Raw genomic sequence first — 14,261 nt, 5'->3', positions numbered from 1 at the left:
GATCAGACCTTGACGTTCGGCGCTCGGTGCGGGGTCGGGCTGGTGCCCGCCGACGACGTCGGCCGGCACCAGCGGGACAGCGGCGGTGGTGAACCGCCGCCGCGTTTGCCACCCCGCATTGCCGTTGGCATGTCATGGGCGAAACCAGGTCAAACAAGACCGTTAGCCGGACGGCAGTAAAACGTTAGCGGCCCGGTTTACGGTAGGCATCTGAGGCCATCCACTGCTTTGCGCAGCGTGATTCGGTCGAGAATTCCAATCGTGGCCGCCGTACTGATCGGCCGGGACCGCAACGCATTGCCGGCCTCGCTGATTCATCAGCTCCGGGAGCCGTGAGCCGCAGAACCCGTGCGCCTCCATCGGCGATGAGAGTGCCTTCTTCCCCATTTTCCACCCTGAATCGGAGAACATGTATGAGCCCTAATCGTCGTGACGTCCTGAAGTGGGCCGCCGGAGCCGGTGGCCTGGCTGCTGCCACCGTGCTCGGCCTCCCGAGTACGGCAACTGCCGCGAGCTGGTCCGCCCGTTCCTGGATGGGGCAACTCTCCAACAGCCTTCCCGTCACGAAGCTGACGATCCCCGGAACCCACAACTCCTGCGCCAACAGCGGCATCAGCATCGCCAAATGCCAGGACTGGGACCTGCTGACGCAGCTCAACAACGGCATCCGCTTTCTCGACATCCGCCTGAACGGATTGCAGGGCTCCTCGAACGAGATGGGCCTCTATCACGCCAACGTATACATGAACAAGCGGTTCCAAGATGTCCTCAACGACTGCGACTACTTCCTGCGGAACAACCCGAAGGAAGTAATCATCATGCGCCTCAGGAATGAGAAATCGGGAGGCCAGGAGCTCGGTGCAGAGGAATTCAGGCGCCGCTTCAACTGGTACATGGATGATCCGTCGATGCATTTCCGTCCGCTTTTCTGGACCAACCCCGACTGGCCCACCCTGGGCCAAGGTCGCGGCAAGGTCGTGCTCCTCACCGACTTCAGCCACGACTGGACCACCCTCAAGTGGGACAAGCACTGCAAAATCCAGGACGATTACAACGTCCCGGACGATGAGAAGAAGAAGGCGATCATCGCCTGCTTCGACGCAGCGTGGTTTGACCAGACCACTTCTCAGATGTTCATCAACTTCACCAGCACCGCCAAGGGGCCCATCCCCGAACCTTCCATCGGGGCCCAGAAGATCTTTCCGAGTGTCTACGCATACCTGGAGCCCAGGAAGGCTCAGCGAGCCCGCTTCGGCGTCGTGGCCATGGACTTCCCCAACTACCGCCCCGACATCATGAACCTTTTGATCGACAAGAACTTCGTCTAAAAGCTCGTAACATGATCGCGGGCGAGCCCTCGTGAGGCGGCGGTAGCTGATGCGCCTGCCGGCGAGGGCGACGAAGGCGTCGTGGAGTTCGGTGCGGCGTTCCCGGCGTACGGCGGCCGAGCTCGGGCGGCGGTGGGCCACGCCGGCCACGCCGAGCATCCGCCGTGTGCCGGCAGAGCCCGGAGTGACCGCGCGGCTGTACGCCGACCTGCGCCGCAGCGGGGAGGACCTGTAGGCGCGCCCCTCCAGGGATTGGCGGGGTCCCGGGGTGTACACCCCGGGACCCGCGTGATTCGCCGCGACTCAGCCGCCAATGTGCTGGTGCGGCACTGAGGTGCCCACGCCCGCGCGCGTGCGCGGTCAGAAGCGGGCCAGGTTCCTGACCCGCCCCGCGGGTCGCGGAGTTGCGGATGTCGGATTCGCTGCTCATCAGGCCGCCTTCCGCTTCGCCTGTGCGTGGGCGCGCATTTCGCTGGACAGCCGGAGGCGGTAGAGTCGGGCTCGGCCGCGACTGGCGCAGGTGGACGACCACCGGGGAGCGGCCGTATCTGTTCCGATGAGAGCGTCGACCGCCTGGGCGTCTCCGTCAGCGATGTTCCGCTGAGGAGGCCATGACGTGAAACTGCGCTACGGGATCAATCCGCAACAGAAGACTGCGCACGCCGCACCAATGACGCCCGGCAAGTGGCCGGTTCGACTGCTGCACGGAGAACCGTCCTTCATCAACATGCTGGACGCGCTGAACGGATGGCAACTCGTCCGCGAGGCCGGCCGGGCGCTCGGCAAACCGGCAGCCGCTTCCTTCAAACACGTCTCACCCGCGGGTGCTGCCGTCTCCGGGGCCATCGACGAGGTCACCACAGAGCTCTACGGCGTCGCCAACGGGGAGGTCGGCCCGCTCGCCAGTGCCTACTTGCGGGCCCGCGACGCCGACCCGAAATCCTCCTACGGCGACTTCGCCGCCGTCTCCCATCCGGTCGACGACGAACTCGCCGAACTGCTGACCGGCATGGTCTGCGACGGCATCGTCGCCCCCGGCTACGCGCCCGGCACCGTCGAGCGGCTCAGCAAGAAGAAGAACGGCCGTTTCCTGGTCATGGAGACGGACGACGCTTTCACGCCTCCGCACCAGGAGGCGCGTGAGGTCTTCGGCCTGCGCCTGACTCAGCAGCAGGACGAGGTGGAGCTGTCGTCCACACTGCTCGACCCGGTCGTGGGTGATCCGCTCCCCGACACAGCCGTGGCGGACCTCGTGCTGGGGCTGGCGGTCCTGCGCTACACCCAGTCCAATTCGGTGTGCTACCTGCGGAACGGCATGACGCTGGGAATCGGCGCCGGCCAGCAGTCCCGAGTCGACTGCACCCGTCTGGCCGGCGCGAAAACCGACACCTGGTGGCTGCGGCGTCACCCCGGCGTCCGCGCACTGCGCTTCCGGCCCGGCATTCGGCGCCAGGACCGGATCAACTGGCAGATCCGCTTCATCGAGGGCGACCTCACGCCGGACGAGACCAGGCGTCTGACGGAGGCACTCTCCACACCGGCCCGAGAGCTCACCGCCGACGAACGAGCTCAATGGATGCAACGTCTCGACCAGGTGACTTTCGTATCCGACGGTGCCCTGCCGTTCCGCGACAACGTCGACCACGCCCACCGTCACGGCGTTCAGTACATTGCGGAGCCGGGAGGATCCATCAGATCCGGTGAGGTCGAAGAAGCCTGCCGTGAGCACCGGATCACGCTGGCACGCACCGGCCTGAGACTGTTCCACCACTGACGGTCGCGAAGACGCCACGACCACCGGCCCTGACCGGGAACCTCCGAAGGCGGCCACCGAAGACCACCCCGCGCTGACCTGGCGGCTGGCACCGGGCGCTCGGAGCGCTCGCTCGGTATTCCTGCCCCTGGTGCCTGCGGAGAGGGTGGTCGGGTCCACAGCCAGAGGCGGCACGTGGACGTACGCCATCCCGGGTAGCGCGACGAGTTGCGGGCCGGGTTGGTGCCAATGGCTCGGCCATCCGGCTGATCGGACCAACGCGCGCTCCGACAGCGGGCCGCCTCGATCGGCCGGCAGGACCTACCGGGCCCGCAGAGCATGACACCGGTCAGGGGCCCCTGCCGCCGTCCTGGCGCGCAGTGATCACGGGCCTGCTGATCGCCCTCGTGATGGCCACGATCATGGTCACGACCTACGTCGAGGAAGCCGCCAAGGCACAGGGCCGGCAACTCGCCCTGAAAGTTACCAACAAGCTGCCCGAACAGGACCCGCTCGGCGTCGTCCCCGGTATCGCCGTGTTCGTACTGCTCGGGCCGGCTACCTCGGCTCGACCCTCGCCATGCAGCCCACCGAGACCGCGGCCGCCCGCCGGCGCGTCCTGAGCCTCATCGGCTACGCGGTCATCGCCGGCCTCGTCTTCGACGTGATCATCGGCCCGGTCCTCGGCGCCTGTCCCGTCGTCCGCCACCCGTGCCAGCCGGACGATGGCGGGGGCGGTGTCCGCTGCGGTCAGGCAGGTTGGGCCCCTGGCCGGGCGTCTTCGTCGATCCGGCTCACCGCGCCCGGCCCCCGGGAGGCCCGCCCGGCGTGGTGTTCATGCGTTCCCGTCCGCGGTGAGCCGCATCCACGATGGTCTTGATGACCAGGCCGAAGACGGCCAGGTCCAAAAGCATCTGCGCGGTGACCAGCAGCTGAGCCACCCCGGACTTGGCCGTGATGTCGCCGAACCCGACGGTGGTGAACACCGTGACGGAGAAGTAGAGCCCACTGGTGTGGGAAAGGTGCGTGCCGAAGCTGCCCGGAGAATGCGCGGCCATGGCGACGTAGGCGGCCGCGAACAGCAACAGGAAGAACGGAATGCTGACGGCCACCGCCTCGACGGCCCGCAGCGCCGGGTACCGGGAGCGGAGAATGGACCGGACCTGCAGGGCCACCAGGACGACGAACCCCGCGAGACCTGAGAGCAGGATGGCGACGGCGGTACTCTTCGAGGAGTTGTCCAGGGGCCCGACGTAATACAGGGCCACCAGCGTGGCGACCGAGACCACTACACGCAGCACGGTCCAGACGAGCCGGCCGAACAGACGCCGTGCTCGATGGTGGCCGGGGAGAGCCGCCTCGTCGGCGGTCATGAGGCCCGCCCCGGCCCGATGACCAGGACCCGCAGGGACACGCGCCGTTCGTGCCGCGTCATGCCGGATGCCACGCTCAGGATGATCACCAGCCCCATCACACCGACGAACGACAAGAGAAGACGACACCGCGTGAACCGGCGCACACTCCGGCCGACACCGACAGTTCCTCCGCGGAAGACCGCGTGGTACGCCGTCCCCGTGCCGAGCCGGAACACCCCGGTGGTGACGACAGCTCGATGCGGCAGCCTCGCAGGCCGAGCCCGCCGACCAGCAGAATCCACATCCTGAACCAGAAGAAGTCGACGGGATGCGTCGGCGGACCGCGTTGACCCGGATGCCACGGCGGCTGAACCCAACCGGGCGAGGTGATCGTGTCGCCCGCTGTAGTCCGCGCACACGTTTCCCGGCGAGGTCCTCGCCGCTGCGTGTGCTGCTCCCGACCGACGGGTACGCCCTCGTCGGCCTCACCAGGTTGTGTCTCCTGTCGGCCTGTGGCGCGGACTCGCGGCCACTGGAGCGGGGCGCCGCGCGGCGGGCGGACCCGGCCGGCAGTTCCGACTCGTGGGTGAAGTGCCCGGCACGTTTGCGGAGGATTCGACGGGACACTCGCCTGGTATGGAGGACACCCCGGCTCCCTCGAACAGGGACATGTGCGATGACAGCCGTAGGCCCGGCCCCGAAGCGGGCCCCGAGCAGCCCGCCCACGGCCCCGGCCCCGGCCCCGGCCCCGAACCCGACGTCGAGCACGAGGCTCCCGACGACCCCACGGACCTCCCGGAGAAGTCCTGGTCAGCGGTGCTGAAGCGGACACTGAAGGAGTTCCAGGGCGACGAGCTGGCCGATCGGGCCGCCGCACTGACCTACTACAGCGTGCTGTCCCTCTTCCCCGCCCTTCTGGTGCTGGTGTCGCTGCTCGGCGTGGCCGGCGCATCCACCACCCAATCCGTCCTGGACGACCTCCAGCGGCTGGCCCCGGGCGCCGCGCGTGACGTCGTTTCGGGCGCGGTCCGCCAGCTCCAGGGCGGTCCGGGCACCGGGTCGGTGCTGGCGGTGGCCGGCCTGATCGCCGCGGTGTGGTCCGCCTCCGGATACGTCGCGGCGTTCATCCGTTCCTCGAACGCCGTCTACGACATACCCGAAGGCCGACCGGTGTGGAAGGTGCTGCCCCTGAGGCTGGCCCTCACCGCCGCCCTGATGGTCATGGCGACGGTCAGCGCCCTGATCGTGGTCTTCACCGGCAGCCTCGCCCGCCGCGCGGGAGGCGTCCTCGGGCTCGGCGAAACGGCGGTCACCGTGTGGTCGGTCGCGAAATGGCCCGTGCTGGTACTGCTGATCACCGTCATGATCGCCGTGCTGTACTGGGCGGCTCCGAACGCCAAGGGACGCGGCTTCCGCTGGGTCACCCCAGGCAGTTTCCTCGCGCTGGTGATCTGGTTGGCCGCCTCCGCCGGATTTGCCCTCTACGCGGCCAACTTCGGCTCGTACAACAAGACGTACGGCACGCTCGCAGGCGTGATCGTCTTCCTGATCTGGCTGTGGATCAGCAATCTCGCCATCCTCCTCGGCCTGGAATTCGACGCCGAGATGAGCCGCGAACGCGCCATCGTCGGCGGACTGCCCGAGCAGGAAGAGCCGTACGTGGAGCCGCGCGACACCCGCGAGTGGAACGAAAAGGAGAAGCGGCGTGCCATGTGACCGGCCCGGAGCCGCTCGCTCACCGTGTGGCCCGGCCGCGGGCGGCGCGTCGCCGCGCCGGGATCGGGGGCCTGGCCCGTATGGAGAGCGCGCAGGCTGTCGCAGGCCGTGCACGGGACCGGGCGCCGACCCGGTATGTGATCTTGCTGTCGCTGGTGTGATCACGGCCCCGGCACAAAAGCCGAGCTACAGGTCGGCGATCGCCTCACCGCGGGTTTCCGTTCCAACTACCGGCCCGACATCGTGATGAACCACATCTACTTCACCGCTTTGCGCGATGGCGCGGGACTCGCCGCCGAACTCGCCTCCGGCGAAGGGACCCCGCGAGTGTATGCCGTCGAACCGACCGGGAAATTCGAGAACGACCCCAACGTCACCGACAAGAAGTTCCCTGGCAATCCCACCCGCTCCTACCGCAACAGGGATCCGCTCCTGATCGTCGGCGAGGTCACCGACTGGACGCGACAGACGCCCGAAGCTCTTCAGATGTGGCGAGACCGGCTGGCCGCGATCCTCGGGCTCGCGGTCCAGAGCTGGATGTCGTCCATATCCTGGCCGCCGCCGGTGTCGTCGGGCTCCAGGTGCACGAAGTTCGAGGGGGTGGCACTCCAGGTACCGCCGAAGTCGACTCAGGGCATGCTGCGCGGCCCCGGCCGCGGGTAGGTCACCGTCGGCGGTGGTTGCTGGTGTCAGCGATGTAAGAGTCCTCGCCCTGGCTGCCGGTCACGGCCGTGACGGGCGTCGGATTGTAGGACCCGGCCGCGTCGCCCCCGTCATCCGCATACGAGGTGCCAGTCAAGGACAGGACTCCGCACTCAACGGCTCCAAGGCCAGGTTCGGGGGCTGCCTCGCACCGGCTGGATGCCGTGCGGCTCGAAGCGCTCGCCGGGCTCGGGGTGGAGTGGGCCGGCTCGTGACCCCCGCCGGGCAGGTCGGGCTTGGGGCGGAGCATGGCGGTGACGGTCTCGTTGACGGCCATGTGGGGTGGCCCCGCTGGAGCCCGCGCCGCGCGCGGTCGGGCCCATCTCTCAGTGAGAGGTGGGCTCGAACTCGTAGAAGGCGGTCTCCAGACCCTTGGTGGTCAGGTTCCGCAACGCGACTCCCCCGCCCGGGTGGTGCCTCCGTTCTCGGCGAGGCCGTGCTTGCGCAGATCGGAGAGCGCGCCCGCGTGCGAGGCGGTACGCGCGGTCTTCCGCTCCGAGGCCGTCGTCTTCATCGTGTGCCGGTAGGTCGGGTGCGGGAGCACGGAGCACCCTCACGCGGGAGCGAATGGCGTACTGATTCCTCATCCCTGGCGGGCCGTGGCAGGTTGAGTTCTGCCTGGAGGCCGCCGCCCGGCGCCGCGGCGAGGTGGGCGGTGCCGCCATGGAGGTCGGCGACCCATTTGACGATGGCGAGGCCGGTTCCGGTGCCGGTGCTGCCAGGCCCGGTGACGCGGCGTCGGAAGAGCCGTTCACGGTCCTTGGCCGGTACGCCGGGGCCGTGGTCCCGCACGACGACGCGCCCGTCGGTGACGTGGACGTGGACCGGTGTGCCGCCGCCGTGCCGCAGGGCGTTCTCGATCAGGTTGCGGACCGCCTGGGCGAGGAGGTCGGGGTCGCCGCAGACCACCACGGCCTCGGTGACGGCCGTGACGCCGGTGCTGTTGGGGAGTTCCGCAACGGCCTGTTCGACGAGCTGGTCGAGGCGCAGTGGGGTCATCTCCACCTCGTGTGTGCCGGCCTCGACCCTGGCCCGGACCAACAGGCCGGTGACCAGGCGGCCCATGCGGTCGACCAGCCTGACGGCCTCGTCCAGGGCCGAAGGTGCCCGGCTCGGCGAGGCGCTGCCGCCTTCCACCACCAGGCGCAGGGTGGCCAGCGGGGTGCGGAGCTCGTGGGCGGCCTCGGCCAGGAATTGTTCCTGCCGGTCGAGTCCCCGCAGCGCAGGTCGCATCGCCTGCCCGGACAGGAGGTGCCCGATGGCGGATGCGGCCGCCACCAGAGCCGCGCAGCTCAGGACGAGCCAGTGGATGAGCCGGTCGTGGGCGGCCTGGCTCTGTGTGGGGTCGGCTCCGACCAGCACTGCGGCGGCGATCTGGTCGTCGTCCCAGACGGGGGCAGCGGCCCACTGGGTCTCCCGGCCGCCGCTCTCGGTGGCGACCAGGACAGTCTCCTGATCGTGTTGCACCTGTTGCCAGATCTCGTCCAGGTCGGCCTGATGCGGCAGGGCGGAGCGCGGGACGGGGGTGTGGCGGATCTGGGGCCGGCCTGGTTCGGGTGCTTGGATGACGGCGAGCCGCTCGGAGCTCAGCGCCAAGTCGTCCTCGCGCAGGGCGTCAAGGTGCAGGATGCCTCGGTCGAAGTACACGGTGCGGGCGAGGCCGTCGGCCCTGCGGCTGACGCCGTTGTCGAGTTCGCTCTCGCGGGACTGGGCGTCGATGCGCACCGCCAGGACGGCGAGGATCAGCAGGCATAGGGACGTGGTCGCGGCGAAGAGCAGGGTCGTCGCCCACCGGGCGCGTTGCAGGCGCGCCAGCGCGGGGGTGCGCGGCGTCACAGCGCGTGAGCTGGATCGGCGAGCCGGTAGCCGACGCCGCGCACGGTCGAGATGATCTCGGGCGGCCCGAGTTTGCGGCGTAGCTGGCCTATGAGGACGTCGACGACGTTGGAGAGCGGTTCGGCGTGTTCGTCCCAGCAGCGTTCGATGAGGTCGGTGCGGCTGACCACCTCGCCGGCGCGCAGCATCAAGATCTCCAGGACGGCGAACTCTTTCGCGGTGAGGGTGAGCAGCACGCCCGCGCGCCGTACACGGCGGCGGGGCAGGTCGATTTCGAGGTCGCCCGCGTGGAGCTGGGGTAGGCGTGTGGGCTGCGCGCGGCGGCACAGGGTGCGTACGCGTGCGGTGAGTTCGGCGAAGGCGAACGGCTTGACGAGATAGTCGTCGGCACCATGTTCGAAGCCGGCGACGCGGTCGGTGACGGCGTCGAGGGCGGTGAGGAGCAGGACGGGGAGGGTGGAGCCCTGCTTGCGCTGGGCGGCGAGGAGGGTGAGGGCGTCGCCGTCGGGCAGGGTACGGTCCGCGATCAGGCAATCGTAGGTGTTGACCGCGAGTTTGAAGTCCGCGCCGGCGAGGTCGGCGGCGAAGTCGACGGCGAACCCCGCCTCGCGTAGGGCAGTGGTGATCACGGGGCCGAGGTCGGGGTCGTCTTCGAGGACAAGTACGCGCATGACGGGCGAGCCTAGTAGGTCGAAATGCTCTTCAACCCGGGGGTGGCGGCAGTTGCGGTGGTACGCCCGAAGTGTGGCTGTTCGAGAAGCCGGGCGGCGGAGGAAAGAGGATCACCGGCGCGGGGCGACCGGCGGGGCGGGAACCGATCGGTCGCCTCATGATCGCCTCATGAACCGGCTGACAGTCTGCGGGCATGGCAAGAATTCGCAAGCACGCACTCGGCATGACCGCGGCCGTCCTGGCCACCACCGTCCTCGCGGCGGGCTGCATCCAATCCGCGCAGGGAGCCGATGCCGACGACTCGGCGGGAGGCCCGCGGGCGGTGGTGCGCGTCGACCAGGTCGGCTACGCCCCAGCCGAAACCAAGCAGGCCTACCTGATGACCTCCGTCTCCGCCTCCAAGGCTTCCTTCACCGTCCGCGACGCGGACGGGAAGCAGGTCCTCAAGGGCAAGGTCGGCACGTCCACCGGCGGCTGGAACAGCAGGTACAAGGCCGTACACATCCTGGACCTGTCGCCTCTCACGGACCCGGGCGACTACCGGATCGAGGTCTCCGGGCCGGTCACGGCCACCTCCCCGACGTTCCGCATCGCCGCGGCGGACGAACTGTTCGGCAGACTCGTCCAGGACAACGTCCGCTTCTTCCAAGCCCAGCGCGACGGCGCCAACGTCATACCCACGCAGCTGCGACGCAAGCCCTCCCACCTGGCCGACCACCAAGCCACCGTCTACGACACGCCCGCATACGCCGACGACGAGACGGTGCTGACCGCTCCGCTCAAGCGCGTCGCGGGCCCGGTCGACGTCGAGGGCGGATGGAACGACGCCGGCGACTTCCTCAAGTTCACCCACACCGCCTCCTACTCCACCGCGAGTCTCCTGCTCGCGCAGCGCACCACTCCGGCCGGCGGGAAGGAACTGGCGGCCGAGGCACGCCACGGGCTGGACTGGCTGGACAAGATGTGGGACGACCAGTCCCGCACCCTCTACCTCCAGGTCGGGCTCGGCAAGGGAGACTCCGACGACGGCAGCGGCAAGATCCGCTCCGACCATGACGTGTGGCGCCTACCGGAGGCGGACGACGCCCTGGACGTCAAGCCCGGCGACCCCGACTACCTGATCAAGCACCGGCCGGTCTTCCGTGCGGCATCCCCCGGCAAGCCGATCAGCCCCAACCTCGCCGGACGCGTCGCCGCCACCTTCGCCCTGGCCGCCCAGCTCGACGCCGCTGACGACCCCGAACGGGCCCACCACGAACTGGAGAAGGCCGCACACATCTACGCACTCGCAGACACCGACCCGGAAGACCAGCTGGTCACCGCCTTCCCTCACGGCTTCTACCCCGAGGCGTCCTGGCAGGACGACATGGAATTCGGCGCCACCCAGCTCGCCCTCGCCGGCCAAGCCCTCGGTGACGGCCGCGCCGCCGCCTGGACCAAGCAGGCCGCACACTGGGCCAAGCAGTACGTCACCTCGGACAGCCTCGGCACCCTCGGGCTCGGCGACGTCAGCGCCCTCGCCCACGCCGACCTCGCCCACCTCCTCGGCAGCAACGCCGCCGGCGCCGAAGTCACCCGCGAACAGCTCGTCGCCGACCTCAAGCGCCAGCTCGACGACGGCAGCACCCGCGCGGCCCGCGACCCGTTCCGCGCCGGCGCCGTCTACACCGACTTCGACTCCGTGCCCCACACCTTCGGCCTGGCCGCCACCGCCCAGCTGTACCAGCGCGTGACCGGCGACAGCCACTACGACGCCTTCGCCACCCAGCAGCGGAACTGGGCCTTGGGCGCCAACGCCTGGGGCTCCTCCTTCGTCATCGGCGCGGGCACCACCTTCCCGCACTGTCCCGAGCACCAGGCCGCCAACCTCGCCGGCAGCCTCAACGGCGAACGCGACATCCTCCTCGGAGGCGTCGTCAACGGCCCCAACGCCTCCGCCAAACTCAAGGACCTCAACTCCTTCCCCACCATGCGAAAGTGCCCGGAGGAACAGACCAACCCCTTCACCGTCTTCGACGGCCGCGGCGGCGGCTTCATGGACCACGTCGGCGCCTGGCAAACGGTCGAATCCGCAGACGACTTCACCGCCACCGCCCTGCTCGCCTTCACCCTCGCCGCCACACCCCATGAGGAGAACGACAAGGTCAACTGACGACACATGACCTCGCACTCCGTCGCGCGAGGAGCGGATGCGCCGAGCAGGCCGTCGAGCCCGCCGGACGCCGCTCTTCCTGTCGGTGGAGCCGCCGTGCCCGTGGTTTCCCTGTATTCCGAGCCGGCACTGACCAGACGAACGCCGCGCAGCGGGAACGCCGCCACCCGTACGCCGCCGTCGAAGAGCTGCCGGAAGCCCTGGCACCGGACGGGACCACGATCGTCGTGGGAGACCCGCGACAGATGCCGGTTCACATGTACGAGGACATGCGGTGCTCACTCTGCAAGGAGGTCGAGGTGACAGGTGCAGGCGCCTCGCTCCTGGAAATGACGCTGGGCAGGGAAGTGCGGACCGAGTACACCCTGTCCTCCGCCCTGGACGGCCGACTGGGCGGCACCGGCTCGAAGAAGGCCGCCCACGCTCCAGACGGCGTCACGAGTGGAGGGCCTGCGCGGGCCGGCGTTCGACTCCGCGGTCAGGGAAATGAAATACGCGGCCGTCTGGATGGCCGGCTACCGCTGACGTCCCACCCCGGGCACCCCGCCCACGGCCTACGGCACGCCGCGCTTGCCGATCCAGGCGGCAAACGTGAGCCGAATGGGTTCCGAATGATTCCCATGCCGACTTGCGAACCCAAAATGGAGTGAGACTCTGGAAGTGGTCCGTGCCAACAGGTAATCCCACACCAATGGTGGTCCACGTGCCCCCGCGCAGGTGCACTGTCGGGCGAGGCGAAGGGCCACCTCTACTGCGTGCCTGATTTCGTCGGCCGGGCGCCCTGGTGCATCCTCGCGGCAAATATGCTTCGACTGTAGAAGCTTGGTCGCATAGATGTGAGCAGAGCCTTACGGCCCCCCGCGCGCCGCGCTTTCCAGTATGACCCGCCCTCATGGGTCGGAAGCCAACAGCAGGTACAGTCATGACGGGAAATGAGCAGAAGAGGAACGCCTTCACCCTTCGGTCCCCGGTCAGGAATGCCGTACTCCTGGTAGGTGCCATTGCCCTTGCGGTCGCACCATGGGGCGATGCCGCAGGCTCGACATCGTCAGCCAGTAGTCGGCCTGCGCGCATCCCTGCGCGCGTCCCCGACACCTGCGTCGAGGGAGCCAAATGGCGGCTGACCACGCACGTCGACCATGTCTGCCTCGCGGCGTCACGGCAAAGCTACGTCAACTGGGAAAACTTTCAAGGCCAATTCCTACGCGATGCGAGCACCAGCAACGGATGCAAGTCGGGTTACATGCCCCGCGAGGCAGTGCCCGGGGACAAAGTCTGCGTCACGTCCGCTGAGCGGGATGAAGCGCAACGGGATGCCGAACGGGCACCCAGTTACTGGCAGGCAACGGCGGACCGTGCCATTTGGGGAAACCTTGTCCCGATCCCGTTCGTGTGGGACAAGCGTTATTCGATTCAGAGTGACTACACACGTGAAGGAAATGGTCAGCACAGACTCGCAGTGGACACCGGGGGAAAATTCGGGGATGCGGCGAGTGTGATCCTTTCGTCTCAAGGGTCGAATCACACTCGATATTGGTTCAGGACGCAGCGCACGCGGGACGGGAGCGCCTACCGCAATAGATTCGAGATTGTGGCAGCAGGCAGCGGGAAGTGCCTGGACGTGGTGGGGGCCCGGACTCATGACGGGGCTAGGGTCGTTGAATATGGCTGCACTGGTAACGCCAATCAGCGGTGGTATCTTGAGCGCCGTGCAGACAACAAGTGGCAGATTCGCAATTGGAACAGCGACAAGTGCCTCGACGCCCACAACCCGGACGTGAACAACCCCCCTCCGCAAGGAACCCATCTCCAGCAGTGGACCTGCCTCGGCAATATGAATCAGGCCTGGCGGATCCTGCTTTGACGCGGGGAAGACGGCCGTGAGGGACATCCAGCCTCGGTAGTTGCCTGGGTCGCACCTCACGGCCGCGCTGTTTTGACGAGCTGTCCGTTCTCGTAGAGGGCTGCCCGGCAGTCGAGGCGCCGGATGACGTGCCGGGACCTGCGTCAGGACCGGCCCAGGACGCGGGTGAGGCCGGCAACGAGAGTGGTGGCGAGCGGCCAGCCAAGCGCCCGCGAGGGCGGGGCGGTAGCCGTAACCCGCGACGACGTCTTGCAGCCAGTCCCAGATCTTGGTCGGCCACGGCGGCGTCGTGCGGTGGTGACGGTGTTCGGCCCGGAGCACACGCCGGGCTTCGCTGTCGTGGCCGAGGACTCGGTAGGAGGCTGCCAGTTGCTCGTAGGGCTGCGGGCGGTATTGGCCTGCGAGGTTTTCCCTGAGCCAGGACAGTCGAAGGGTCGTCGAGCGCGGAGGCAGCGGGGTGAGCCTCTGGTAGGCCAGTGCGTCCAGTTCCAGCAGGGGACCTCCTTGCGGACGGTCGAGGAGCGTGCCCACTGAGGCGCCCCGCAGGGATATGGAGCTGGTGTCAGACCTTGCGGTGTCGATGTCGGATTGCCGTAGGTCGATCCGTTGATCCGGGCGCCGGCCAGGGAAACGAACCTGCCCACGGAGAGGCCGTGGCGGCCGTTGAACCATGATCCGATCGTGAGGAGGTTCCCGTTGATCCAGCCGCCGACCCGCGCGCGGTCGAGGTTGAGGTCGATCGTGATGTCGCTGCCCTGGACCCAGACGTTGCCCTCCACCACGGCGTCGCGCATGTCCAGGCCGGGACAGCGCAGTGCTTCGGCACTGAGCTCCGGCAGAGATGATCCGCAGAGAGAGACGCTGGGACTCGTGGCGTGCCGAA

General features: G+C 68.3%; 11 protein-coding genes, 1 pseudogene and 1 riboswitch. Of the genes and pseudogenes, 8 read left to right on the top strand and 4 right to left on the bottom strand.

Features of this window, described 5'->3' with window-relative positions; genetic code table 11:
• Positions 1 to 413 precede the first annotated feature (413 nt).
• The 4 genes from OG295_RS38910 (at position 414) to OG295_RS38895 (ending at position 3,704) form a co-directional block, all read left to right on the top strand.
• Complete coding sequence (locus OG295_RS38910; RefSeq protein WP_331738513.1) at positions 414 to 1,328, top strand: phosphatidylinositol-specific phospholipase C; 915 nt, start codon at positions 414 to 416, stop codon at positions 1,326 to 1,328.
• A 49-nt stretch (positions 1,329 to 1,377) separates the two neighbouring features.
• Complete coding sequence (locus OG295_RS38905; RefSeq protein ID WP_371681490.1) at positions 1,378 to 1,563, top strand: DUF6207 family protein; 186 nt, start codon at positions 1,378 to 1,380, stop codon at positions 1,561 to 1,563.
• Positions 1,564 to 1,825: 262 nt separating this feature from the next.
• A riboswitch (ZMP/ZTP riboswitch) is annotated at positions 1,826 to 1,914 on the top strand.
• Between the two features lie 30 nt (positions 1,915 to 1,944).
• Complete coding sequence (locus OG295_RS38900) at positions 1,945 to 3,102, top strand: phosphoribosylaminoimidazolecarboxamide formyltransferase (protein WP_331738506.1); 1,158 nt, start codon at positions 1,945 to 1,947, stop codon at positions 3,100 to 3,102.
• 359 nt (positions 3,103 to 3,461) lie between these two features.
• Positions 3,462 to 3,704 carry a hypothetical protein gene (locus OG295_RS38895; RefSeq protein ID WP_331738503.1) on the top strand — a complete coding sequence of 81 codons (243 nt, stop codon included), beginning with the start codon at positions 3,462 to 3,464 and terminating at the stop codon, positions 3,702 to 3,704.
• 171 nt (positions 3,705 to 3,875) lie between these two features.
• Here the strand turns inward: OG295_RS38895 and OG295_RS38890 are convergent, their stop codons facing one another.
• Positions 3,876 to 4,454, bottom strand: a complete 579-nt coding sequence (locus tag OG295_RS38890) for a potassium channel family protein (RefSeq protein WP_078950722.1) — start codon at positions 4,452 to 4,454, stop codon at positions 3,876 to 3,878.
• A 618-nt stretch (positions 4,455 to 5,072) separates the two neighbouring features.
• Between OG295_RS38890 and OG295_RS38885 the strand changes: the two genes are divergently transcribed.
• A complete protein-coding gene (locus OG295_RS38885; RefSeq protein ID WP_371681489.1) occupies positions 5,073 to 6,152 on the top strand; it encodes a YihY/virulence factor BrkB family protein in 1,080 nt (359 codons plus the stop codon).
• A gap of 171 nt (positions 6,153 to 6,323) precedes the next feature.
• Positions 6,324 to 6,665, top strand: a pseudogene (arr, locus tag OG295_RS38880) (NAD(+)--rifampin ADP-ribosyltransferase); the annotation flags it as partial.
• Between the two features lie 568 nt (positions 6,666 to 7,233).
• Here the strand turns inward: arr and OG295_RS38875 are convergent.
• Genes OG295_RS38875 through OG295_RS38865 form a run of 3 tightly spaced genes read right to left on the bottom strand, consistent with a single transcriptional unit; the run spans position 7,234 to position 9,361 of the window.
• Positions 7,234 to 7,368 carry a hypothetical protein gene (locus OG295_RS38875; RefSeq protein WP_331738494.1) on the bottom strand — a complete coding sequence of 45 codons (135 nt, stop codon included), beginning with the start codon at positions 7,366 to 7,368 and terminating at the stop codon, positions 7,234 to 7,236.
• Positions 7,365 to 8,690 (bottom strand): HAMP domain-containing sensor histidine kinase, encoded by a 1,326-nt coding sequence (locus OG295_RS38870; RefSeq protein WP_331738491.1) that lies wholly within the window; start codon positions 8,688 to 8,690, stop codon positions 7,365 to 7,367. The genes OG295_RS38875 and OG295_RS38870 overlap by 4 nt, the downstream gene beginning before the upstream one ends.
• Positions 8,687 to 9,361: a response regulator transcription factor gene (locus tag OG295_RS38865; RefSeq protein WP_331738489.1), complete on the bottom strand. Its 675-nt coding sequence runs from the start codon at positions 9,359 to 9,361 to the stop codon at positions 8,687 to 8,689. The genes OG295_RS38870 and OG295_RS38865 overlap by 4 nt, the downstream gene beginning before the upstream one ends.
• Positions 9,362 to 9,555: 194 nt before the next feature.
• Between OG295_RS38865 and OG295_RS38860 the strand changes: the two genes are divergently transcribed.
• Both OG295_RS38860 and OG295_RS38855 read left to right on the top strand, forming a co-directional pair.
• Positions 9,556 to 11,514: a glycoside hydrolase family 9 protein gene (locus tag OG295_RS38860; protein WP_331738486.1), complete on the top strand. Its 1,959-nt coding sequence runs from the start codon at positions 9,556 to 9,558 to the stop codon at positions 11,512 to 11,514.
• Between the two features lie 922 nt (positions 11,515 to 12,436).
• Positions 12,437 to 13,378 carry an RICIN domain-containing protein gene (locus OG295_RS38855; protein WP_331738483.1) on the top strand — a complete coding sequence of 314 codons (942 nt, stop codon included), beginning with the start codon at positions 12,437 to 12,439 and terminating at the stop codon, positions 13,376 to 13,378.
• Positions 13,379 to 14,261 lie beyond the last annotated feature (883 nt).

The sequence above is a fragment of the Streptomyces sp. NBC_01276 genome (assembly GCF_041435355.1).
Taxonomy (GTDB): Bacteria; Actinomycetota; Actinomycetes; order Streptomycetales; family Streptomycetaceae; genus Streptomyces.
Note: the sequence above shows the minus strand (reverse complement) of the source record. Positions and strands in the feature narration are given on the sequence as shown.